This window comes from Brevibacterium gallinarum (assembly GCF_014836885.1).
GTDB lineage: Bacteria > Actinomycetota > Actinomycetes > Actinomycetales > Brevibacteriaceae > Brevibacterium > Brevibacterium gallinarum.
On record NZ_JACSPY010000001.1, the window covers coordinates 98810 to 122426 of the forward strand.

Here is a 23617-nt window from a genome sequence, read left to right on the forward strand (position 1 = left end):
CTCGGAAGGATCCCATTGGCCGCCGCCAACGAACACACCAGGACCGCTAACCCACCCACGCGCGTTTCTTTCGCGAAGATCAACGAGCCGCTGCCGCTGCCGAACCTCCTCGGCCTGCAGACCGACAGCTTCGACTGGCTGATCGGCAACGAGAAGTGGCAGGACCGCGTCGCCGAGGCTATCGAGACCGGCGATGACTCCGTTGCCACCACCTCGGGCCTGGAGGACATCTTCGAGGAGATCTCCCCGATCGAGGACTTCTCCGGCGCGATGAGCCTGTCGTTCCGCGAACACCGCTTCGAGCCTCCGAAGTACTCCATCGATGAGTGCAAGGAACGCGACATGACCTACTCGGCGCCGCTGTTCGTCACCGCCGAGTTCATGAACAACAACACCGGCGAGATCAAGAGCCAGACCGTGTTCATGGGCGACTTCCCGCTCATGACCGACAAGGGCACCTTCGTCATCAACGGCACCGAGCGCGTCGTCGTCTCCCAGCTCGTCCGCTCGCCCGGCGCCTACTTCGAGGCCGCTGCCGACAAGACCTCGGACAAGGACATCTACACCGCCAAGATCATCCCGTCGCGCGGTGCCTGGCTGGAGTTCGAGATCGACAAGCGTGATCAGGTGGGTGTGCGCCTGGACCGCAAGCGCAAGCAGTCGGTCACCGTGCTGCTCAAGGCCCTCGGCTGGACCAGCTCGAAGATCCTCGAGGAGTTCGGCGACTTCGAGTCGATCCGCGAGACCCTGGCCAAGGACACCGTCGAGACCCGCGAAGACGCCCTGCTCGACATCTACAAGAAGCTGCGCCCGGCAGAGCCTGCCACGATCGAAGCGGCAGAGAACCTGCTGAAGAACCTCTACTTCAACGCCAAGCGCTACGACCTCGCCAAGGTCGGCCGCTACAAGATCAACCGCAAGCTCGGCATCGACGCGCCGCTGTCGGACTCGGTGCTCACCGTCGACGACATCGCCCAGACGATCCGCTACATCGTCTCGCTGCACGCTGGCAAGGACACCATGTCCGGCCGCCGCGACGGCGAAGACGCCGAGATCCGCGTCGCCCTCGATGACATCGACCACTTCGGCAACCGCCGCATTCGCGCCGTCGGCGAGCTCATCGAAAGCCAGGTGCGCACCGGTCTGTCGCGTATGGAGCGCGTCGTGCGCGAGCGCATGACGACCCAGGACGTCGAGGCGATCACCCCGCAGTCGCTGATCAACATCCGCCCGGTCGTGGCCGCGATCAAGGAGTTCTTCGGAACCTCCCAGCTGTCGCAGTTCATGGACCAGAACAACCCGCTGGCCGGCCTGACCCACAAGCGCCGCCTGTCGGCACTGGGCCCCGGCGGCCTGTCGCGCGACCGCGCCGGCATGGAAGTCCGCGACGTCCACCCGTCGCACTACGGCCGCATGTGCCCGATCGAGACGCCGGAAGGCCCGAACATCGGCCTCATCGGCTCGCTGGCCTCCTACGGCCGGATCAACCCGTTCGGCTTCATCGAGACCCCGTACCGCAAGGTCGAGAACGGTTTCGTGACCGACACGATCGAATACCTCACCGCCGATGACGAACTCGAATACGACATCGCGCAGGCCAACGCCCCGCTGACCGAGGACGACAAGTTCGCCGAGGAGTTCGTGCTCTGCCGCCCGGCCGGCGGCAGCGGCGAAGCGGAGCTGCTCCCGGTCGACGAGGTCGACTACATGGACGTCTCGGCACGCCAGATGGTCTCGGTCGCCACCGCGCTCATCCCGTTCCTCGAGCACGACGACGCCAACCGCGCGCTCATGGGTGCGAACATGCAGCGTCAGGCGGTGCCGCTGGTGCGCAGCGAATCGCCGCTGGTCGGCACCGGCATGGAGTACCGCTCCGCCGTCGACGCCGGCGACGTCATCCTCGCTGAGCACCCCGGAGTCGTCACCGACGTGTGCGCCGACTACGTCACCGTCATGAACGACGACGGCACCACCACGACGTACAAGGCCGAGAAGTTCCGCCGCTCCAACCACGGCACCTCCTACAACCAGCGCATCCTCGTCAACGAGGGTGACCGGGTGGAGGCCGGTGCGGTGCTCGCCGACGGACCCTCGACCCAGGACGGCGAGATGGCACTGGGCAAGAACCTCCTCGTGGCATTCATGTCGTGGGAGGGCTACAACTACGAGGATGCGATCATCCTGTCCCAGCGCATGGTGCAGGACGACGTGCTCTCCTCGATCCACATCGAAGAGTACGAAGTCGACGCCCGCGACACCAAGCTCGGTGCCGAGGAGATCACCCGGGACATCCCGAACATCTCCCCGGATGCGCTTGCCGATCTCGACGACCGCGGCATCATCCGCATCGGCGCCGAGGTCACCGACGGCGACATCCTCGTCGGCAAGGTCACCCCGAAGGGCGAGACCGAGCTGACCCCCGAAGAGCGCCTGCTGCGCGCGATCTTCGGTGAGAAGTCCCGCGAAGTCCGCGACACCTCGCTCAAGGTCCCGCACGGCGAGTCCGGCACGGTCATCGGCGTCAAGGTCTTCGACCGCGACGAGGACGACGAGCTCTCGCCCGGCGTCAACCAACTGGTGCGCGTCTACGTCGCCCAGCGCCGCAAGATCACCATCGGTGACAAGATGGCCGGCCGCCACGGCAACAAGGGCGTCATCTCGACGATCCTGCCGGTCGAGGACATGCCGTTCCTCGAAGACGGCACCCCCGTCGACGTCATCCTCAACCCGCACGGCGTACCGCGTCGTATGAACATCGGACAGGTGTTCGAGGTGCACCTCGGCTGGATCGCCAAGCAGGGCTGGAAGATCGAAGGCAACCCCGAGTGGGCCACCGAACTCCTCGACCACGGCTTCGCCGCCGAGGTGGAGGCCGGCACCAACGTCGCCACCCCGGTGTTCGACGGTGCGCACGAAGAGGAGCTGCGCGGACTGCTCGAAGCCACCCACCCGAACCGCGACGGCGACCGCCTCGTCGACACCTCGGGCAAGGCGCGCCTGTTCGACGGCCGCTCCGGCGAGCCGTTCCCGTACCCGATCTCGGTCGGCTACATGTACCTGCTCAAGCTGCACCACCTGGTCGACGACAAGATCCACGCGCGTTCGACCGGACCGTACTCGATGATCACCCAGCAGCCGCTGGGCGGCAAGGCGCAGTTCGGCGGTCAGCGCTTCGGTGAGATGGAGGTGTGGGCACTGGAGGCATACGGTGCCGCCTACACCCTGCAGGAGCTGCTGACGATCAAGTCCGACGACATCCCCGGCCGCGTCAAGGTCTACGAGGCGATCGTCAAGGGCGACAACCTGCCGAATCCGGGCATCCCGGAATCGTTCAAGGTGCTCATCAAGGAGATGCAGTCGCTGTGCCTCGACGTCGAGGTGCTGTCCTCGGATGGCATGCACGTCGAGATGCGCGACTCCGATGATGAGGTGTTCCGTGCAGCCGAGGAGCTCGGCATCAACCTGTCGCGCCACGAAGCACAGACCGTCGAAGAAGTCTGATCGCCCCTGCCGGCCCCGCGCGGGCCGGCAGGCACAAGCCTGAGTATTCGAGAATTCCGACAGCTGTCCGTCAGCTGTCAAGAGAAAGAGGATTTACGTGCCTGACGTCAATTTCTTTGATGAGCTGCGCATCGGCCTGGCCACCGCTGATGACATCCGCCGCTGGTCCCACGGTGAGGTCAAGAAGCCCGAGACGATCAACTACCGCACCCTCAAGCCGGAGAAGGACGGCCTGTTCTGCGAGAAGATCTTCGGCCCGACCCGCGACTGGGAGTGCTACTGCGGCAAGTACAAGCGCGTGCGCTTCAAGGGCATCATCTGTGAGCGCTGCGGTGTCGAGGTCACCCGCGCCAAGGTCCGCCGTGAGCGCATGGGCCACATCGAGCTCGCCGCCCCGGTGACCCACATCTGGTACTTCAAGGGTGTGCCGTCGCGCCTGGGCTACCTGCTCGACCTGGCGCCGAAGGACCTGGAGAAGGTCATCTACTTCGCCGCCTACATGATCACCTCCGTCGACGAGGAGTCCCGTCACCGGGATCTGCCGACCCTGCAGAACCAGATCGACGTCGAGAAGAAGCGCATCGGCGACCGCCGTGACGCCGACCTCGACCGCCGGTCGAAGAAGCTGGAAGAGGATCTGGCCGAACTCGAGTCCGAGGGTGCCACCGCAGCTGCGAAGAACAAGCTGCGCACCCAGGCCGAGAAGGAGATGAACAACCTCCGCAAGAACGCCGATCGCGAGATCGACCGCATCGAGCAGGTGTGGGACCGTTTCAAGGGTCTCAAGGTCTCCGACCTCGAAGGCGATGAGAGCCTCTACCGCGACATGGTCGCCCGGTTCGGCATCTACTTCACCGGCGCGATGGGCGCTGAGGCGATCCAGAAGCGCCTGCAGGACTTCGACCTCGAAGGCGAGTCCGACAAGCTGCGCGAGCTGATCAAGACCGGCAAGGGACAGCGCAAGACCCGTGCGCTCAAGCGCCTCAAGGTCGTCAACGCCTTCCTGTCGACCGACAACAGCCCTGAGGGCATGGTGCTCGACGCGATTCCGGTGATCCCGCCGGAGCTGCGTCCGATGGTCCAGCTCGACGGCGGCCGCTTCGCCACCTCGGACCTCAACGACCTTTACCGTCGCGTCATCAACCGCAACAACCGCCTCAAGCGCCTGCTCGACCTGGGTGCGCCTGAGATCATCGTGAACAACGAGAAGCGGATGCTGCAGGAAGCCGTCGACTCGCTGTTCGACAACGGCCGCCGCGGTCGTCCGGTCACCGGACCGGGCAACCGCCCGCTCAAGTCGCTGTCCGACATGCTCAAGGGCAAGCAGGGCCGGTTCCGCCAGAACCTGCTCGGCAAGCGCGTCGACTACTCCGGCCGTTCGGTCATCGTCGTCGGCCCGACGCTGAACCTGCACGAGTGCGGTCTGCCCAAGACCATGGCGCTCGAGCTGTTCAAGCCCTTCGTCATGAAGCGGCTCGTTGACCTCAACCACGCGCAGAACATCAAGTCCGCCAAGCGCATGGTCGAACGCCAGCACGCCCAGGTGTGGGACGTCCTCGAAGAGGTCATCTCCGAGCACCCGGTGCTGCTCAACCGCGCACCGACCCTGCACCGCCTCGGCATCCAGGCCTTCGAGCCGCTGCTCGTCGAGGGCAAGGCCATCCAGATCCACCCGCTCGTCTGCTCGGCGTTCAACGCCGACTTCGACGGTGACCAGATGGCCGTGCACCTGCCGCTGAGCGCTGAGGCCCAGGCTGAGGCCCGCATCCTCATGCTCTCGGCGAACAACATCCTCAAGCCCTCGGACGGCAAGCCCGTCACGATGCCGTCGCAGGACATGATCATCGGCCTGTACCACCTCACCAGCGAGCGCTCAGGCTCGGAGGGCGAAGGACGCACGTTCGCCTCGATCGCCGAGGCGATCATGGCCTTCGACCGCGACGAGCTCAACCTCGGTGCCAAGATCAAGCTGCGCATCGACGACATCGTGCCCTCGCGCACGATGGAGATGCCCGAGGGCTGGGAGCCGGGTCAGCCGGCGATCGTCGAGACGACGCTCGGCCGCGCCCTGTTCAACGAGACGCTGCCGGCGGACTACCAGTACGTCAACTCGACGGTGGACAAGAAGGCGCTGTCGAAGATCGTCAACCGCCTGGCCGACCTGTACCCGAAGGTCGAGGTCGCCCACACGCTCGACCAGTTCAAGTCCGAGGGCTTCTACTGGGCCACCCACTCGGGCCTGACCGTCGCGATGTCCGATATCGTCTCCCCGGAGTCGAAGGCCGGTATGCTCGACGAAGCCGAAGAGCAGGCATCCCGCGTGCAGGAGCAGTACGACTTCGGTGCGCTCACCGACGATGAGCGCCGCAGCGAGCTCGTCAAGATCTGGTCGGACACCTCCGACCAGGTCGCCGAGGCGATGCAGAAGAACTTCCCTGAGGAGAACTCCGTCGTCCGCCTCGTCAACTCCGGCGCATCGGGCAACTGGACCCAGGTCCGTCAGCTGGCCGGTATGCGCGGCCTGGTGACGAACCCGAAGGGCGAGATCATCCCGCGTCCGATCAAGTCGAACTACCGCGAGGGCCTGTCCGTCCTCGAGTACTTCATCGCCAGCCACGGTGCTCGTAAGGGCCTGGCCGACACCGCTCTGCGTACGGCGGACTCCGGCTACCTGACCCGTCGTCTCGTCGACGTGTCGCAGGATGTCATCATCCGCTCGGAGTCGACCGATTCGCCCAAGGGCATCACGCTGCCGGTCGCGCAGCGCGGCGTCGACGGCGAACTGGAGCCGCACGAGTTCGCAGAGACCAGCGTCTACGGCCGCCTGACCGTCTCGGACATCACCGACGCTGACGGCAACGTCATCGTCCCGGCCAAGACCGACGTCGGCCCCGACGTCGTCGACACCCTCGTGGCCGCCGGCATCGAGGAGATCAAGGTCCACTCGGTGCTCACCGCCGACTCGGACGTGCAGATCTCGGCGATGCACTACGGCCGTTCGATGGCCACCGGCAAGCTCGTCGACATCGGCGAGGCGATCGGCACCGTCGCAGCCCAGTCGATCGGTGAGCCGGGCACCCAGCTGACGATGCGCACCTTCCACACCGGCGGCGTGGCCGCCGGCGGCGGAGGCGACATCACGCAGGGTCTGCCGCGCGTCACCGAGCTCTTCGAGGCCCGCACCCCGAAGGGCTTCGCCCCGATCGCCGAGGCGACCGGCAAGGTGAAGATCGACGACAGCCGCAAAACCCGCTACGTCATCGTCACCCCGGACGACGGCTCGGAGGAGATCGAGCACCCGGTCGGCCGCCGTGCGCAGCTGCTCGTCGAGGACGGACAGCGCGTCGAGGCCGGATCGAAGCTCGTCGAGGGTGCCATCGACCCGAAGCAGGTGCTGCGCATCCGCGGTCGCCGGGAAGCCGAGCGCTTCCTCGTCGACGAGGTGCAGAAGGTCTACCGCTCGCAGGGCGTGGGCATCCACGACAAGCACATCGAGGTCATCGTCCGCCAGATGCTCCGACGGGTCACCGTCATCGAATCCGGCGACACGAACCTGCTGCCCGGTGAGCTGGTCGACCGCGGCCGCTACCAGGAGGAGAACCGCCGTGTCGTCGCCGAAGGCGGCAAGCCGGCCTCGGCCCGTGACGAACTCATGGGCATCACGAAGGCCTCGCTGGCGACCGAGTCCTGGCTGTCGGCGGCCTCCTTCCAGGAGACCACCCGCGTCCTCACCGAAGCAGCGATGGAGGGCAAGACCGACCCGCTGCTCGGCCTGAAGGAGAACGTCATCCTCGGCAAGCTCATCCCGGCCGGCACCGGTATGCACAAGTACCGCGACATGATCGTCGAGCCGACCGAAGAGGCCCGCCAGGACATGTTCTCCAACTCCTACAACGACTTCTACCCGTCGCTGGCAGGAGAAGGAGCGGCGATCCCGCTGGAGGACTACGACTTCGGCGCCTTCAGCTGATGACGTGACCGGCAGCCCACGGCTGCAGGCCTGAACCGCACGGGGCGGGGACAGCACACGCTGTCCCCGCCCCGTCGGCATTCACCCCCGGTTCCCCACAGCCGGCAGCAGCTGTGCACATCCCTGTGGACAGTGCGCATCATACCCGGTCTCACGCGGTTTTCGGCCCCGTTCCCGAGGCGGGAGTCACCATTGCCGGTTGTCACGGCCTACGTGTCGGTAACCCGCCTGCATGCTTTGCGTGACAGGGGAGAGCGGGGAGCGCGACGGTTGCGTAACGGGGCGTGAGTAACCTCCTGCACATCTGTGGATATACCTGTGGACAGAGCGCGGCTTTTCCACAGACCGCGGCTGCCTCTGGCCATCGTGGGCCGTGGGCAGCAGGGTGACGGCATGGATACGACAACACTGCTCCGCCGTCGGGAGCCGACAGCGATCACGCACACTGCAGCAGCAGTGCTGCCCGCGCCCCTCCCGCCCCTGGCGCCCTCGGACGTCATCTCGCACGAGACCGCCGCACGCCTGCACGGCATGCCTGTCCTCGGAGCCGTCGACGAGGCGCCGATGCATGTCTCGCATCCGCGCAAGGGGGCGGAATCGGCGCTCCTGCGGCGCTGGCGCAACCCGGTGCTGCCTGCCGACCGCCTGACGATCGGCGACCTGCAGATCACCAGCCCGGCCCGCACGGTCATCGACATGGCTCGCGACGTCGGGATCATCGCAGGGGTGCTGGCCGCTGACCATCTGCTGCGCGGTACGCACGACCGGGAGCACACCCGGCGAGAGCTGCACACCGTGGCCGACACGCAGCAGCGGCGCAACCGCTTCGCCCAGGTCCGGACGGTGCTCCACGCCGCCACCGGCGAGGCGGTGACACCGGCTGAATCGGTGCTGCTCGCCGTGCTGCACGGTCTGGGAATCACCGGCTTCCGACAGCATGTCGTACTGCCGGGGGCCGAAGAGCCGGCCGAGGGAGCGGCAGTGTCGTTCCTGTTTCCCCGCCTGCGTGTCGTCGTCGACGTCTGCCGGGCAGGGGAGAGTATGCAGGTGCTCGAATCCGCCCATGAGTCGATCAGCGCACTCGGCTACGAGGTTGTGGCCTTCGATGCGCAGGAGCTGCTGGCTCTGGCAGCAGACCCCGCGTCGGCCGGCCAGCTGCAGGATCGGGTGGCGGCGCGACTGGCGCCCACCCTGCTGGCGGACGAATTCAGCCGAGCAGCACCTGGACTTCATCCCACCTGTGCTGCGGGACGAACTTGAGCCGGTCAACGGCCTCGGCCATCGGCACCCGGATGATGTCGGTGCCGGTCAGGCTGGCCATCTGACCCCAGTCGGCGTCGTGGCACAGATCGACAGCCGCCATCCCGAGCCGGGTGGCGAGCACCCGGTCATAGGCCGTCGGGGAGCCCCCGCGCTGCAGGTGGCCGAGCGTCACCGCCCGGGTCTCCAGACCGGTGCGCTCTTCGATGATCGGGGCGAGGTGGTTGCCGATGCCGCCCAGACGTACCCGCCCGTGCTTGTCGAGACCGGCATCTGAGACCTGGTCGTCGAGGCCCTCGGGCACGAAGCCCTCCGCCACGACGACGAGCGGGGCGCGGCCGCGATCCCACGCTGAGCGCACCCAATCGCAGATCTGCTCATAGCCGACCGGGAACTCCGGGATGAGGATGGCATGGGCGCCGCCGGCCATGCCCGACTGCAGCGCGATCCAGCCGACGTTGCGGCCCATGACCTCGAGCACCATGCAGCGGTGATGGCTTTCGGCCGTCGTGCGCAGCCGGTCGATCGCCTCGGTGGCGATCTCCTGGGCGGTGTCGAAGCCGAAGGTGTAGTCGGTGTTGTCCAGATCGTTGTCGATCGTCTTCGGCACGCCGACGACCGGCAGCCCCTCGTCATCAGCCAGTCGCGAGGCGCCGGCCAGCGTGCCCTCGCCGCCGATCGCGATGACGGCGTCGATGCCGCGCGCGGCCATCACCTCGCGCATCTTCTCCGGCCCGCCGCCTGAGTACGGGTGCGTGCGCGAGGTCCCGAGAATGGTGCCACCGCGGGCGCCGATGCCGCGGACGTCGACCATATGCAGCGGATGGATATCGTCTTCGAGCAGCCCGCGCCAGCCGTCGCGGATCGCGGAGAAGCTGTAGCCGTACTGGCGGATGCCCTTGCGCACCGCCCCGCGGATGACAGCGTTGAGTCCGGGGCAGTCGCCGCCGGAGGTCAGAATGCCGATGTTCACTGCAGGTCCTCTCGGGTCGGTGTCAGGTTCAAGGTCAGGTCGGTTCCCGGGAGCGCTCAGCGGTCCTCGGGAGTCCAGTTCGGGTCGAGCTTGACGTCGTGGCCGGCCATGAGGTTGAAGCCGTCGAGGATGAGCGTGCCGTTGGAGCCGTCGCCGCTGGCATTGCGGGCGACGTCGTTGCCGGCGAGGAAGTTGACGGTGTTGTCGATGACCTTGACGCCGGCCGGCACGTAGATGTCGTGGCCGCCCATGATCGCGACGTTCGTGAGCCTGAGCTCCACGCCGGGGCCCATCACCTCGTGCAGGTAGATCTCGCTGCCGCCCATGAGCGCATACGTCTCGACCTTCGAGGTGCCGGCGACGATCGTCTTCGCGGAGCCGCCGAGGACTGCGATGTCGTAGACGGGTTTGCCGGTGCCGGGCGTGGCTGGCGGAATGTGCTTGCGGCGGTGCGACAGCGCCGTGCCCGAGGTGCCGTTCCCGAGGTCGATTCCGGCCTCGGCGCGCAGCCGGGCCACCAGCTCATCGCCTTCGGGCAGGTCGTCGATGAGATCGGGGAGCTCGGCGAGGAACTTCGTTGCCATCGTCGCCTCCTGCCGCTCATCGAGCTCCGTGGGGTCGAGGCGACCGGAGGCGTGGGCGGAGGAGAGGACGTCGAGGACGGCGTCGCGGTCCTGATCGCTGGCGCGCAGCTTGCGGGGCCGGTCGCTGTCGCCGGCGCTGGGTACGAGGTCGGACATGTGCCCAGCATAGCCAAGCCCGGCGAACGGAGCGTGACCTGTGTGTGACGCCGGGGACCGCGGTGTCTGTGGCGCAGCCCACCGCGTCGGTCGAAGGGGATTCTCCGCACGGAACCTGGCGCTGAAGTCGTTTTGACCGGCGGCGCCGCCACCGTCTAGGCTGTACTGTGACTGATTGTGATCAGATCGTGTCCGCATGCGCGCACGAGGCTGTGTCACCCGCTCCGCACCGGGTGACGAGGAGCAGCCGCGGGCGGTGTCATGCAGGCCGCAAGGCCCCATCGGTTCTCTGACTGGCTGTTTCGGCAGCTCGACAAGGGCGCCCTGCCATGATGGCACATCCGGTTCCGGATGCAGCGGGGACTCGCGGGGACTGGGGACGGGCAGGCAGCTTCACCCGCTCCCAGCAGGACATGTCCGAGGGTGCGGACGGCACAGCAGGCGCTGTGATCGCCATCGGACTTAGGTATATCGAGAAGCATCGGAGAATATTCAGTGCCTACAATCCAGCAGCTGGTCCGCAAGGGCCGGCACGACAAGGCCGCGAAGAACGCGACGCCTGCCCTCAAGGGCAGCCCGCAGCGCCGCGGCGTGTGCACGCGTGTGTACACCACCACTCCCAAGAAGCCGAACTCGGCACTGCGCAAGGTCGCACGTGTCAAGCTCTCCAGCCAGATCGAGGTGACCGCCTACATTCCGGGCGAGGGCCACAACCTGCAGGAGCACTCGATCGTGCTGGTCCGCGGAGGCCGTGTCAAGGACCTCCCCGGCGTGCGCTACAAGATCGTGCGCGGATCGCTCGACACCCAGGGTGTCAAGGGCCGCCAGCAGGCACGCAGCCGTTACGGAGCCAAGAGGGAGAAGAAGTAATGCCACGTAAGGGTCCCGCCCCCAAGCGACCGGTCGGCATCGATCCGGTCTACCACTCGCCGCTGGTCACCCAGCTCATCAACAAGGTGCTCCTCGACGGCAAGCGCTCCACCGCTGAGCGCATCGTCTACAGCGCCCTCGAAGCCGCCGCTGAGAAGGCCAACACCGACGCGGTTTCGCTGCTCAAGAAGGCCCTGGACAACATCCGCCCGGCGCTCGAGGTCCGCTCGCGCCGTGTCGGCGGTGCGACCTACCAGGTGCCGGTCGAGGTGCGTGCAGCGCGCTCGACCACCCTCGCTCTGCGGTGGCTCGTCGGCTTCGCTCGTCAGCGCCGTGAAAAGACCATGACCGATCGCCTCCAGAACGAGATTTTGGATGCGAGCAACGGTCTGGGCGCCGCTGTGAAGCGCCGCGAGGACATGCACAAGATGGCCGAGTCCAACAAGGCCTTCGCCCACTACCGCTGGTAAGCGACGCTGGGCCGGACCGGCTCGACCCGGTCCGGCCTGCTGTCCAACTCAACGAGACGGAAGAGAGACACCGTGGCACTCGACGTGCTGACTGACCTCAAGAAGGTCCGCAACATCGGCATCATGGCTCACATCGATGCCGGTAAGACCACTACCACCGAACGCATCCTGTTCTACACCGGTGTGAACTACAAGCTCGGCGAGACCCACGACGGCGCCTCGACGATGGACTGGATGGAGCAGGAGCAGGAGCGTGGCATCACGATCACCTCGGCTGCCACCACCTGCTACTGGGAAGACAACCAGATCAACATCATCGACACCCCGGGCCACGTCGACTTCACCGTCGAGGTGGAGCGCTCGCTGCGCGTGCTCGACGGTGCCGTTGCCGTGTTCGACGGCAAGGAAGGCGTTGAGCCGCAGTCCGAGACCGTGTGGCGTCAGGCTGACAAGTACGACGTTCCGCGCGTGTGCTTCGTCAACAAGATGGACAAGCTCGGTGCTGACTTCGACTTCACCGTCAAGACCATCCGTGAGCGCCTCGGCGCCAAGCCGCTGGTCATCCAGCTGCCGATCGGTGCTGAGTCCGACTTCCGTGCTGTCATCGACCTCGTTGAGATGAAGGCCTGGGAATGGCCCGACGAGTCGAAGATGGGCCAGGACATGACCGAGATCGAGATTCCCGAGGAGCTCAAGGCACGCGCCGAGGAGATGCGTGCGAACCTCATGGAGGATGTCGCTGAGGCTAGCGAAGAGCTCATGGACAAGTACCTCGAAGAGGGCGAGCTCACCATCGACGAGCTCAAGGCCGGCATCCGCCAGCTGACCATCTCCTCTGAGGCGTTCCCGGTGATGTGCGGTTCGGCGTTCAAGAACAAGGGCATCCAGCTCGTGCTCAACGCCGTCATCGACTACCTCCCGAGCCCGCTCGACGTCCCGGCTGTCGAGGGCTACGCCCCCGGCAAGGAGGACGAGGTCGTCACCCGCGAGCCGCGCAAGGACGGACCGTTCGCCGGTCTGGCCTTCAAGGTCGCCAGCCACCCGTTCTTCGGAACGCTGACCTACGTCCGCGTGTACTCCGGAACCGTGAAGTCGGGTGAGCAGGTGCTCAACACGACCAGCGGCAAGAAGGAGCGCATCGGCAAGATGTTCCAGATGCACTCGAACAAGGAGAACCCTGTCGAGGAAGCAGTCGCCGGACACATCTACGCCTTCATCGGCCTCAAGGAGACCACCACCGGCGACACCCTGTGCGATGCACAGCAGCCGGTTGTGCTCGAGTCGATGTCCTTCCCGGAGCCCGTCATCTTCGTCTCCATCGAGCCGAAGACCAAGGGCGACCAGGAGAAGCTCTCGACCGCGATCCAGAAGCTGGTCAAGGAGGATCCGACCTTCACCGTCAACCTCAACGAGGAGACGGGCCAGACCGAGATCGGCGGCATGGGCGAGCTGCACCTCGATGTGTTCGTCGACCGCATGAAGCGCGAATTCAAGGTCGAGGCCAACATCGGCAAGCCGCAGGTTGCCTACCGCGAGACCATCCGCCGCAAGGTGGAGAAGGCCGACTACACGCACAAGAAGCAGACTGGCGGTTCCGGCCAGTTCGCCAAGGTGCAGGTCACCATTGAGCCCCTGGAGGTCACTGGCGACCAGATCTACGAATTCGAGAATGCCATCACCGGCGGCCGAGTGCCGCGCGAGTACATCCCGAGCGTCGACCAGGGCATCCAGGATGCCATGCAGATGGGCGTGCTGGCCGGCTACCCGCTGGTCGGCATCAAGGCCACCCTTGTGGACGGCCAGTACCACGATGTCGACTCCTCGGAGATGGCGTTCAAGATCGCCGGCTCGATGGTCCTCAAGGAGGCCGTCCAGAAGGCGAGCCCGGCTCTGCTCGAACCGCTCATGGAGGTCGAGGTGCGCACCCCTGAGGAATACATGGGTGACGTCATCGGCGACCTGAACTCGCGGCGCGGACAGATCCAGTCGATGGAGGATGCCACAGGCGTTAAGGTTGTCCGTGCGCATGTTCCGCTGTCGGAGATGTTCGGCTACATCGGCGACCTGCGGTCGAAGACCCAGGGTCGTGCCATGTACTCGATGCAGTTCCATAGCTATGCGGAGGTCCCGAAGGCTGTCGCCGACGAGATCATCCAGAAGACCCGCGGCGAAGAGTAATCTCGCCCGTTGCTGCAGGCGCCAGCCGGCAGCTGTCAACAACAGAAGAGGCGCGGGGCATGAACCGCATGTCCCGAACCAACCACGAGGAGGAACCCAGTGGCAAAGGCTAGTTTCGACAGGACTAAGCCGCACGTCAACATCGGTACCATTGGTCACGTTGACCACGGTAAGACGACTCTGACCGCGGCTATCACGAACGTTCTGGCAAACAAGTACCCGGACCTGAACCAGGCTCAGGCCTTCGACCAGGTCGACAACGCGCCGGAAGAGAAGCAGCGCGGCATCACCATCAACGTCTCGCACGTCGAGTACGAGACCGAGAAGCGTCACTACGCACACGTCGACGCCCCGGGCCACGCTGACTACATCAAGAACATGATCACCGGTGCCGCTCAGATGGACGGCGCGATCCTCGTGATCGCCGCCACCGACGGCATCATGGCGCAGACCCGCGAGCACGTCCTGCTCGCCCGCCAGGTCAACGTTCCGTACCTGCTCGTCGCTCTCAACAAGACCGACGCCGCACTCGCTGAGTACGGCGACGACGCTGATGAGATGCTCGAGCTCGTCGAGATGGAGATCCGCGACCTGCTCGGTTCGCAGGACTTCGACGAGGACGCCCCGATCGTCCGCGTCTCGGCTCTCAAGGCCCTCGAAGGCGACCCGGAGTGGGTCAAGACCGTCGAGGCGCTCATGGACGCCGTCGACGAGAACGTTCCGGAGCCGGAGCGCGACATCGACAAGCCGTTCCTCATGCCTGTCGAGGACGTCTTCACCATCACCGGCCGCGGCACCGTCGTGACCGGTCGTGTGGAGCGCGGCGTGCTGCTGCCGAACGAGGAAATCGAGATCGTCGGCATCAAGCCGCAGTCGCAGAAGACCACCGTCACCGCCATCGAGATGTTCCGCAAGACCCTGCCGGACGCTCGCGCCGGTGAGAACGTCGGCCTCCTGCTCCGCGGCACCAAGCGCGAGGACGTCGAGCGCGGCCAGGTCATCTGCAAGCCGGGCTCGATCACCCCGCACACGAAGTTCAAGGGCCAGGTCTACATCCTGCAGAAGGAAGAGGGCGGACGTCACAACCCGTTCTACTCCAACTACCGCCCGCAGTTCTACTTCCGTACCACCGACGTCACCGGCGTCATCGAGCTGCCGGAGGGCACCGAGATGGTCATGCCGGGCGACAACGTTGAGATGACCGTTGAGCTCATCCAGCCGATCGCTATGGAAGAGGGCCTGCGCTTCGCCATCCGCGAGGGCGGCCGCACCGTCGGCGCCGGCCGTGTCACCGAGATCATCGCCTGATCACTGATCAGCTGATGTGATCGAGACGCGATCACACCGAGGCCCCGGGAGTCATTCCGACTCCCGGGGCTTCGTGCGTTCGGCTCCGTGCGTTCAGCTTGGTGCGTTGAGCTTCGTGCGTGCAGGGCCCCTGATCCCGTGCTCCGGCCGGCTCCTCCCACACATTCGCGGATTCTCCGCTAAGGTGAGACCAGAATTGTGATGTGTCTTGCAGGATCCCTCAAAGTACCGCACAGGGCCGCACGGCACCGGCGAGGTTCGCAAGAACCGCGAGACGGAAGGCTGGAGGAGCGCTGATGACGGATCCATCCCGCTGCCGCAGGACCCGGCTGCTGGCCGGAGCGGCGATGGCGACAGCGACGCTCGTGGCCCTCAGCGGCTGCGGCAGTCAAGAGGACGCGAAGACGCTGACGTGGTACATCGACCCCGACAACGGCGGCAAGGCGGCGATGGCCGACGCCTGCACCGAGGCATCCGGGGGCAAGTACACCATCCAGACGTCGATGCTGCCCAGCGACGCCGCCGGCCAGCGCGAGCAGCTCATCCGCCGGCTGGCCTCCAAAGACAATTCGATCGACATCATGAGCATCGACACCGTCTATGTTCCCGAGTTCGCCAATGCCGACTTCATCGCCCCGGTGCCCGAGGAGTACGTCGACGAGTTCACTGAGGACGTCGTCGAGGCGGCAGTCGAGTCCTCGATGTGGGAGGACCAGCTCGTCGTCGCCCCCGTCCAGGCCAACACCCAGATCCTGTGGTACCGAAAGTCCGTGGCCGAGGCGGCCGGCCTCGACATGGACAAGCCGGTGACCTGGGACCAGATCATCGAAGCGGCCAAGGACCAGGACAAGGAGATCGGCGCCCACGGCATCCGCGCCGAATCGCTGACCGTGTGGGTCAACGCGCTCTACGAATCCCAGGGCGAGGCGATCGTCAAGGATCCCGAAGCCGAACCGGAGGACACCGAACTCGGCCTCGACTCCCCGGCAGGGGAGAAGGCCGCGCAGATCGTCGACACGATCGGCTCGGAGGGCCTGGGCGGCCCGAACTTCTCCAACCTCGACGAGCAGGGCGCGATGCTGCGCTTCCAGGGAGAGAACGGCGGGTTCATGGTCAACTGGCCCTTCGTCTACCCGGCCATGAAGGCCGCCGTCGAGGACGGCAGCCTCGACCAGGAGGTCTTCGACGACGTCGGCTGGGCGCAGTACCCCGCGGTCGAAGAGGGCACACCGGGTGCTGCGCCGCTCGGCGGCGGCAAGCTCGCCGTCGGCGCGTTCTCCGACCATCAGGACGAAGCCTTCGAGGCGATCAGCTGCATCCGCGAGACGCAGAAGCAGTCCGAGTACTACATCACCGACGGGCTGCCGCCGGCCACCCGCGCCGCCTTCGACGACCCGAAGGTGCAACAGGAGGCCCCGTACTCCGATGCGATCCTCGACTCGCTCGATGTGGCGAAGTCCCGGCCGATCTCGCCGTACTACAACGGCATCACCGGCGGCATCCAGCGGTCCTGGCACCCGCCGGCTGACGTCAGCCCCGAGAGCACACCGAAGACCTCAGCCGATCTCATCCTCGAGATCCTGCGTGGAGAGGCGCTGCTGTGACCAACGACGACACACATCTGCTCACGACCTCCGAGACCGAGGCGACGGACACTGCAGCAGGACAGGGCGCCTCGGCGGCGGGCAAGCGCAAGGGCAAGGCGCACAAGTCCCAGCGCACGAAGGACGAGGCGCGCCTGGGCCTCATGCTCGCCTGGCCGGCCGGTGCCGTGCTGCTGTTGGTGACCGGTTACCCGATCCTGCAGGCGGTCTACCAGTCGTTCTTCAACAAGCGGCTGACCGACCCGGACAACGCCTACTTCAACTGGGGTCTCAACTACGTCACCGTGCTGACCGATCCGCTGTGGTGGCAGACCCTCGGGTTCACGCTGCTCATCACGGTCTTCACCGTCGCCGTCGAGCTCGTCCTCGGCTTCGCATTCGCCGTCGTCATGCTCAATGCGCTCAAGGCGGTGCGCGGGCCGATCCGCACGATCATCCTCATCCCCTACGGCATCATCACCGTCGTCGCGGCGTTCTCCTGGAAGTACGCCTTCGACCTGGGCACCGGCTTCGTCGGCACCTGGCTGGGGATGGAGAGCTTCGACTGGTTCGGCAACTTCTGGTCTTCCTTCGCCGTCATCTCCCTAGCCGAGATCTGGAAGACCACCCCGTTCATCTCACTGCTCATGCTCGCCGGGCTCGCGCAGATCCCCGGCGACATGCTCGAAGCGGCCACCGTCGACGGCGCCAGCCGCTGGCAGCGCCTCGTGCGGGTGACCCTGCCGAACATGAAGGCCTCGATCATGGTCGCGCTCATGTTCCGCACCCTTGAGGCCTTCCGCATCTTCGACTCGGTCTTCGTCATGACCGAGGGCGCCAACGGCACCGCCACGGTGTCCTCACTGGCCTATGACCAGACGATCTCGCAGCTGCAGACCGGCCTCGGCTCGGCAGTCTCCGTGCTGCTGTTCATCGCCGTCGGCCTCATCTGCCTGCTGTTCATCAAGGGCTTCAACGTCAACCTCGGTGCAGGGAAGGAGTAGGACATGAATTCCGGCAAGAAGACACCGCTGGCGACCTTCGGCTGGATCGCCGCCTTCATCCTCATCGGGCTGTGGGCGCTGTTCCCGGTCGTGTGGACCCTGTCGCTGTCGCTCAAGAGCTCAGCTGACATCTCCAACCGTCAGTTCTGGCCCACGCAGATCAGCTGGGAGAACTACGACCTCATCATCAACGGGGCGGCACGCGACCTGTTCCTGCCGGCGCTGCGCAACTCGATCGCGATCTGCCTCATCGCCACGCTCATCGCCGTCATCCTCTCCACCCTGGCTGCCTACGCGATCGCCCGGCTTGAGTTCCCCGGCAAGCGGTTCGTGCTCTACATGTCGCTGGCGGTGACGGTCTTCCCGGTCATCTCGCTCGTCACTCCGCTGTTCAACCTGTGGTCGGTCGTCGGGCTCTACGACACTTGGCTCGGCCTCATCATTCCGTACCTGTCGCTGACCCTGCCGATCTCGATCTGGACGCTGACCTCGTTCTTTCAGCAGATCCCGTGGGAGCTAGAGCAGGCCGCCCAGGTCGACGGCGCGAAGTCCTTCCAGGCCTTCCGCAAGGTCATCGTCCCGCTGGCCGCCCCCGGCGTGTTCACCACCGCGATCATCGCCTTCTTCATCGCCTGGAACGACTTCCTCTACGGCATCTCGCTGACCTCGACCTCAGCGGCCCGCCCGGTCCCGGCGGCGCTGTCGTTCTTCACCGGCGCCAGCCAGTTCGAGGAGCCGGCTGGCGCGATCGCGGCCGCCGCGATCGTCGTGACCATCCCGGTCATCATCATCGTCCTCGTCTTCCAGCGCCAGATCGTCTCCGGCCTGACCTCGGGTGCGGTGAAGGGATGACCCGCACCACCACCTCGGCAGCGGCCGGCGACCGCGCGGCACACACAGCTTCGGCACCCCATTCAGGAGATCAAGATGGCTGAAATCGACCTCAAGAACATCGTCAAGCGCTACGGCGACGGCTTCCCTGCCGTCAACGACGTGTCGCTGAGCATCGACAACGGCGAGTTCGTCATCCTCGTCGGGCCCTCAGGCTCCGGCAAGTCGACCCTGCTGCGGATGATCGTCGGCCTCGAGGACATCACCGAAGGCGAGCTGTTCATCGACGGCAAGCGGGTCAACGACCTGCCGCCGCGCGACCGCGACCTGTCGATGGTGTTCCAGAACTACGCCCTGTACCCGCACTTGACCGTCTACGAGAACATCGCCTTCCCGCTGCGCCTGAACAAGGAGCACTACGACGAGAACGAGGTGAGCGCGCGCGTCGAGCGGGCCGCGAAGATGCTCGAACTCGGCGAGCACCTGCAGCGCAAGCCGGCCAACCTCTCCGGCGGCCAGCGCCAGCGCGTGGCGATGGGCCGGGCGATCGTCCGGGATGCCAAGGCGTTCCTGTTCGATGAGCCGCTGTCGAACCTCGACGCGAAGCTGCGCGGCCAGATGCGCACGGAGATCGCGCGCATGCAGCGCCAGCTCGGCGTCACCACCGTCTACGTCACCCACGACCAGACCGAGGCGATGACGCTCGGTGACAAGGTCGCGGTGCTCAAGCGCGGCGCGCTGCAGCAGTACGCCAGCCCGCAGGAGCTCTACCGTGAGCCGCTCAACCTGTTCGTCGCCGGCTTCATCGGCTCCCCGTCGATGAACTTCCTGCCCGTCGAGTACACCGACGGCCGGCTCAGCTCGCCGTTCGGTGACTTCGAGCTGCCGGGCAAGCGGGCCAAGGGGCTCACCGACGCCCCGCAGCTGCTCATCGCCGGCATCCGGCCCGAGGCCTTCCGCGACGCGACCCTCATGGACGCCGATGAGCGCGACCGCGGTGCCGTCATCACCGCGAAGGTCGACGTCACCGAATGGCTGGGCAATGAGATCTACGCCTATCTGCCCTTCGAGCCCAAGCCCGAGGTGCAGGAAGCGCTCGACGAGCTCGACCGCGACCTCGACGGCGAGGGCATGCGCCCGCAGGTCGTCGCCGCGCTCGAACCGAGCTCGCAGGTCCGCGAGGGCGACGACGTCGAGCTGTGGTTCGATCCGGCCGACGTCATGGTCTTCAACCCCGAGACAGGGGAGAACCTCACCCGCGATGAGGACCGCGCCCGCGAGATCGGCCAGCGCGTCGAGGAGCAGCGCAAGCGCGCACTCGAGCGCGCGCAGTCCGAAGAGGGCTCGATCGTCTCGAACTGACACCCGTGCAGCCGGCAGCGGCTGCGATCGCGTGAGCGCACCCGGTATCGTGCCGGGTGCGCTTCGCTGTCCGCCCCCGAGGCGGTGACGCGCCTGCGTGCGGAAGCTCACGCGGCGCTGCCCGGTGTGGTAGGGTGCCCGATTTGCCTCCCGGTGAGCGGCTGTGACAGTATAGACAAGTTGCGTTTTGGGCAGATGACCCCTGCACTGCGGCCATTGTGCCGCGAACAGCCCAGAATCGACCGGAAGAATCTGGATGATCCGGGTTCGCTTGCACCGGGCAGCCATTTGATGATGCGTGTACGTTCGGCCGGAAGGCAAGAGCGACACGCCCGACCTCGGGGGTCGGTCACAGCAAGCCGGCGCAGACCATGCGATCCGTACGGACCATGGTTGATGGCCGGAGGACCAACAGAAAGAGACGAAGCCATGGCGGGACAGAAGATCCGCATTCGGCTCAAGTCGTACGACCACGCCGTCATCGACAGTGCAGCACGCAAGATCGTGGACACTGTGACGCGCGCGGGAGCTACGGTTGTGGGCCCAGTGCCGCTGCCGACGGAGAAGAACGTGTACTGCGTCATCCGTTCGCCGCACAAGTACAAGGACAGCCGCGAGCACTTCGAGATGCGCACGCACAAGCGCCTCATCGACATCGTTGACCCGACGCCGAAGGCAGTCGATTCGCTCATGCGCCTCGACCTTGCCGATGACGTCAACATCGAGATCAAGCTCTAAGGGGGAGTAATGGCCAACACCCGTTCACAGCCGCTCCCCACCACACGTGCCGTCAAGGGCCTCATGGGCACCAAGCTCGGCATGACCCAGGTGTGGGACGAAAACGCCAACCTTGTTCCGGTCACCGTGGTCAAGGCTGACGCCAACGTCGTCACCCAGATCCGCAGCGAAGACGTCGACGGCTACTCGGCCGTCCAGCTCGGCTTCGGTGAGATCGACCCGCGCAAGGTCGACAAGCCGACCTCCGGCCACTTCGAGAAGGCCGGTGTCGCTCCGCGTCGCCACCTCGTCGAGCTGCGCACCTCCGATGCCGCCGAGTACGAACTCGGCCAGGAGCTGGGCATCGACGTGTTCGAGGCCGGCGCCAAGGTCGACGTGACCGCCACCAGCAAGGGCAAGGGCACCGCTGGTGTCATGAAGCGCCACAACTTCGCCGGTGTCGGAGCCTCGCACGGCCAGCACCGCAACCACCGCAAGGCCGGCTCGATCGGCGGGGCTGCCACCCCCGGTCGCGTCTTCAAGGGCATGCGGATGGCCGGACGCATGGGCAACGTGCGCCGCACCACCCAGAACCTGACGATCCACGCTGTCGACACCGACAACAACCTGCTCCTCATCAAGGGCGCCGTCCCCGGCCCCAAGGGAGCAGTCGTGCTCGTTCGCTCCGCAGCGAAGGAGGCCTGAGAGAGATGACTGAAACCAAGACCATCGACGTCCTCGACGCCGCCGGCAAGAAGTCCGGATCCGCTGAGCTGCCCGCAGCAGTCTTCGGCATCCAGACCAACGTGCCGCTCATCCACCAGGTTGTGGTGGCTCAGATGGCTGCCGCACGTCAGGGCACCCACAAGACCAAGACCCGCGCTGAAGTGCGCGGCGGCGGCCGCAAGCCGTACCGCCAGAAGGGCACCGGCAACGCCCGCCAGGGTTCGATCCGCGCTCCGCAGTACGCCGGCGGCGGCATCGTCCACGGCCCGGTGCCGCGTGACTACTCGCAGCGCACCCCCAAGAAGATGAAGGCCGCTGCCCTGCGCGGCGCCCTGTCCGACCGCGCCCGCCTCGACCAGATCTTCGTGGTCAGCGCTCTCATCGACGGCGAGAAGCCCTCGACGAAGCAGGCACGCGCAGCCCTGGAGAACATCTCGACACGGCCGAACAAGCTCGTGGTGATCGAGCGCGGTGACGACCTCACCGAGCGCAGCGTGCGCAACCTGCCGAAGGTTCACGTGCTCACTGCCGAACAGCTCAACACCTACGACGTCCTCATGGCTGATGACATCGTCTTCACCGAAGCCGCTCTGCAGCGCTTCCTCGACATGTCGTCGGTGCAGAAGACCACGGCTGAGTCCGGTGAGGAGGAAGCCAAATGAGCGTCACGTTCAAGGACCCACGCGACATCATCATCGCGCCCGTCGTGTCTGAGAAGACCTACGCGCTGATGGACGAAGGCAAGTACACCTTCCTGGTGGACCCGCGTTCGAACAAGACTGAGATCAAGTACGCAATCGAATCGATCTTCGGTGTCAAGGTGGCATCGGTGAACACCCTCAACCGTGAGGGCAAGCGCCGCCGCACCCGCACCGGCTGGGGCAAGCGCAATGACACCAAGCGTGCCATCGTCGCCCTCAAGGAAGGTTCGATCGACATTTTCGGCGGATCGCTCTAAGAGCGGTCAGACCTGAAGAAGGATAGAGACTCATGGGAATCCGTAAGCACAAGCCGACGACCCCGGGCCGCCGCGGCTCATCGGTCGCCGACTTTGTAGAAGTGACCCGGTCTACGCCGGAGAAGTCGCTTCTGCGTCCGCTGCCCAAGAAGGGCGGACGCAACAGCCAAGGACGCATCACGACCCGCCACCAGGGCGGAGGCCACAAGCGCCAGTACCGTGTCATCGACTTCCGTCGCCATGACAAGGACGGCGTGCCGGCACGTGTTGCGCACATCGAATACGATCCGAACCGCACGGCTCGCATCGCGCTGCTGCACTACGCAGACGGGGAGAAGCGCTACATCATCGCCCCGGACAAGCTCAAGCAGAACGACCGCATCGAAGCCGGACCGTCGGCTGACATCAAGCCGGGCAACAACCTCGCACTGCGCAACATCCCGGTCGGCACCGTGGTCCACGCAGTCGAGCTGCGTCCGGGCGGCGGCGCGAAGATCGCCCGCTCCGCCGGCGCATCGGTTCAGCTCGTCGCCAAGTACGGCCCCTACGCTCAGCTGCGTATGCCGTCGGGCGAAATCCGCAACGTCGACGCCCGCTGCCGTGCCACGGTCGGCGAGGTCGGCAACGCCGAGCAGTCGAACATCAGCTGGGGCAAGGCCGGCCGCATGCGGTGGAAGGGCAAGCGCCCGACCGTCCGCGGTGTCGTCATGAACCCGGTGGACCACCCGCATGGCGGTGGCGAGGGCAAGACCTCCGGTGGCCGTCACCCGGTCAGCCCGTGGGGTCAGCCGGAAGGCCGCACCCGCCGCCCCAACAAGGAAAGCGACAAGCTCATCGTGCGTCGCCGCCGTACCGGCAAGAAGCGTTGATAGGGAGCCTGAAACATGCCTCGTAGTCTGAAAAAGGGCCCCTTCGTTGACGAGCACCTCTTCAAGAAGGTTGATGCTCAGAACGAAAAGGGCACCAAGAACGTCATCAAGACGTGGTCCCGTCGCTCGATGATCATCCCGGACTTCCTGGGACACACGATCGCCGTGCACGACGGACGCAAGCACGTTCCGGTGTTCATCACCGAATCCATGGTCGGGCACAAGCTCGGCGAATTCGCCCCGACGCGGACGTTCCGCGGCCACGACAAGGACGATCGGAAGGGCAAGCGCCGCTGA

General features: G+C 65.8%; 19 protein-coding genes. 17 read left to right on the top strand and 2 right to left on the bottom strand.

Going from position 1 to position 23617, the window contains the following annotated elements:
• The first annotated feature begins 15 nt into the window (after positions 1-15).
• The 3 genes from rpoB to H9634_RS00505 all read left to right on the top strand — a co-directional run bounded on the left by rpoB (position 16) and on the right by H9634_RS00505 (position 8731).
• Positions 16-3501 carry a DNA-directed RNA polymerase subunit beta gene (gene rpoB, locus H9634_RS00495; protein ID WP_170273278.1) on the top strand — a complete coding sequence of 1162 codons (3486 nt, stop codon included), beginning with the start codon at positions 16-18 and terminating at the stop codon, positions 3499-3501.
• Positions 3502-3598: 97 nt separating this feature from the next.
• Positions 3599-7471, top strand: a complete 3873-nt coding sequence (locus H9634_RS00500) for a DNA-directed RNA polymerase subunit beta' (protein WP_191724902.1) — start codon at positions 3599-3601, stop codon at positions 7469-7471.
• Positions 7472-7864: 393 nt separating this feature from the next.
• Positions 7865-8731 (top strand): hypothetical protein, encoded by an 867-nt coding sequence (locus H9634_RS00505; protein WP_191724903.1) that lies wholly within the window; start codon positions 7865-7867, stop codon positions 8729-8731.
• On the opposite strand, the gene H9634_RS00510 is transcribed toward H9634_RS00505, so the two are convergent.
• Positions 8679-9704 (bottom strand): 6-phosphofructokinase, encoded by a 1026-nt coding sequence (locus tag H9634_RS00510; protein WP_170273281.1) that lies wholly within the window; start codon positions 9702-9704, stop codon positions 8679-8681. The genes H9634_RS00505 and H9634_RS00510 overlap by 53 nt on opposite strands.
• Before the next feature lie 56 nt (positions 9705-9760).
• Positions 9761-10444, bottom strand: coding sequence for a DUF1707 SHOCT-like domain-containing protein (locus H9634_RS00515; protein WP_191724904.1), 684 nt, complete (start codon positions 10442-10444; stop codon positions 9761-9763).
• A 495-nt stretch (positions 10445-10939) separates the two neighbouring features.
• On the opposite strand from H9634_RS00515, the gene rpsL reads away from it, so the two are divergent.
• The 14 genes from rpsL (at position 10940) to rpsS (ending at position 23617) form a co-directional block, all read left to right on the top strand.
• Complete coding sequence (rpsL, locus tag H9634_RS00520; RefSeq protein WP_102161472.1) at positions 10940-11314, top strand: 30S ribosomal protein S12; 375 nt, start codon at positions 10940-10942, stop codon at positions 11312-11314.
• Positions 11314-11784, top strand: a complete 471-nt coding sequence (gene rpsG, locus H9634_RS00525; protein ID WP_170273283.1) for a 30S ribosomal protein S7 — start codon at positions 11314-11316, stop codon at positions 11782-11784. Before rpsL ends, rpsG begins: the two co-directional genes overlap by 1 nt.
• 72 nt (positions 11785-11856) lie before the next feature.
• Complete coding sequence (gene fusA, locus H9634_RS00530; protein ID WP_191724905.1) at positions 11857-13962, top strand: elongation factor G; 2106 nt, start codon at positions 11857-11859, stop codon at positions 13960-13962.
• A gap of 99 nt (positions 13963-14061) precedes the next feature.
• The gene (gene tuf / locus H9634_RS00535) at positions 14062-15270 is read left to right on the top strand and encodes an elongation factor Tu (protein ID WP_191724906.1); all 1209 of its coding nucleotides are present in this window, start codon (positions 14062-14064) and stop codon (positions 15268-15270) included.
• 296 nt (positions 15271-15566) lie between these two features.
• Positions 15567-16874: an extracellular solute-binding protein gene (locus tag H9634_RS00540; protein ID WP_191724907.1), complete on the top strand. Its 1308-nt coding sequence runs from the start codon at positions 15567-15569 to the stop codon at positions 16872-16874.
• Positions 16871-17857, top strand: coding sequence for a carbohydrate ABC transporter permease (locus H9634_RS00545; RefSeq protein WP_404801663.1), 987 nt, complete (start codon positions 16871-16873; stop codon positions 17855-17857). The genes H9634_RS00540 and H9634_RS00545 overlap by 4 nt, the downstream gene beginning before the upstream one ends.
• Before the next feature lie 3 nt (positions 17858-17860).
• Complete coding sequence (locus tag H9634_RS00550) at positions 17861-18709, top strand: carbohydrate ABC transporter permease (RefSeq protein WP_175293034.1); 849 nt, start codon at positions 17861-17863, stop codon at positions 18707-18709.
• Positions 18710-18784: 75 nt separating this feature from the next.
• A complete protein-coding gene (locus H9634_RS00555) occupies positions 18785-20050 on the top strand; it encodes an ABC transporter ATP-binding protein (RefSeq protein WP_191724908.1) in 1266 nt (421 codons plus the stop codon).
• Between the two features lie 429 nt (positions 20051-20479).
• Positions 20480-20788: a 30S ribosomal protein S10 gene (gene rpsJ, locus H9634_RS00560; RefSeq protein WP_009379191.1), complete on the top strand. Its 309-nt coding sequence runs from the start codon at positions 20480-20482 to the stop codon at positions 20786-20788.
• A 9-nt stretch (positions 20789-20797) separates the two neighbouring features.
• On the top strand, positions 20798-21472 hold the full coding sequence (rplC, locus tag H9634_RS00565; protein WP_102161485.1) for a 50S ribosomal protein L3: 675 nt from the start codon (positions 20798-20800) through the stop codon (positions 21470-21472).
• A 5-nt stretch (positions 21473-21477) separates the two neighbouring features.
• Entirely contained in the window at positions 21478-22155 is a 678-nt protein-coding gene (gene rplD / locus H9634_RS00570; protein ID WP_175293032.1) for a 50S ribosomal protein L4, read from the top strand.
• The gene (gene rplW / locus H9634_RS00575) at positions 22152-22451 is read left to right on the top strand and encodes a 50S ribosomal protein L23 (RefSeq protein WP_102161489.1); all 300 of its coding nucleotides are present in this window, start codon (positions 22152-22154) and stop codon (positions 22449-22451) included. The genes rplD and rplW overlap by 4 nt, the downstream gene beginning before the upstream one ends.
• Before the next feature lie 32 nt (positions 22452-22483).
• Entirely contained in the window at positions 22484-23320 is an 837-nt protein-coding gene (gene rplB, locus H9634_RS00580; RefSeq protein ID WP_102161491.1) for a 50S ribosomal protein L2, read from the top strand.
• Positions 23321-23335: 15 nt separating this feature from the next.
• Positions 23336-23617, top strand: coding sequence for a 30S ribosomal protein S19 (gene rpsS / locus H9634_RS00585; protein ID WP_102161493.1), 282 nt, complete (start codon positions 23336-23338; stop codon positions 23615-23617).

Bases quoted from the DNA above. Each gene is read 5' to 3' on its own strand.
- H9634_RS00505 (WP_191724903.1), top strand. From the start codon at position 7,865: ATGGATACGACAACACTGCTCCGCCGTCGGGAGCCGACAGCGATCACG.
- H9634_RS00515 (WP_191724904.1), bottom strand. From the start codon at position 10,444: ATGTCCGACCTCGTACCCAGCGCCGGCGACAGCGACCGGCCCCGCAAG.
- rpsG (WP_170273283.1), top strand. From the start codon at position 11,314: ATGCCACGTAAGGGTCCCGCCCCCAAGCGACCGGTCGGCATCGATCCG.
- H9634_RS00540 (WP_191724907.1), top strand. From the start codon at position 15,567: ATGACGGATCCATCCCGCTGCCGCAGGACCCGGCTGCTGGCCGGAGCG.
- H9634_RS00550 (WP_175293034.1), top strand. From the start codon at position 17,861: ATGAATTCCGGCAAGAAGACACCGCTGGCGACCTTCGGCTGGATCGCC.
- H9634_RS00555 (WP_191724908.1), top strand. From the start codon at position 18,785: ATGGCTGAAATCGACCTCAAGAACATCGTCAAGCGCTACGGCGACGGC.
- rpsJ (WP_009379191.1), top strand. From the start codon at position 20,480: ATGGCGGGACAGAAGATCCGCATTCGGCTCAAGTCGTACGACCACGCC.
- rplC (WP_102161485.1), top strand. From the start codon at position 20,798: ATGGCCAACACCCGTTCACAGCCGCTCCCCACCACACGTGCCGTCAAG.
- rplD (WP_175293032.1), top strand. From the start codon at position 21,478: ATGACTGAAACCAAGACCATCGACGTCCTCGACGCCGCCGGCAAGAAG.
- rplW (WP_102161489.1), top strand. From the start codon at position 22,152: ATGAGCGTCACGTTCAAGGACCCACGCGACATCATCATCGCGCCCGTC.
- rplB (WP_102161491.1), top strand. From the start codon at position 22,484: ATGGGAATCCGTAAGCACAAGCCGACGACCCCGGGCCGCCGCGGCTCA.
- rpsS (WP_102161493.1), top strand. From the start codon at position 23,336: ATGCCTCGTAGTCTGAAAAAGGGCCCCTTCGTTGACGAGCACCTCTTC.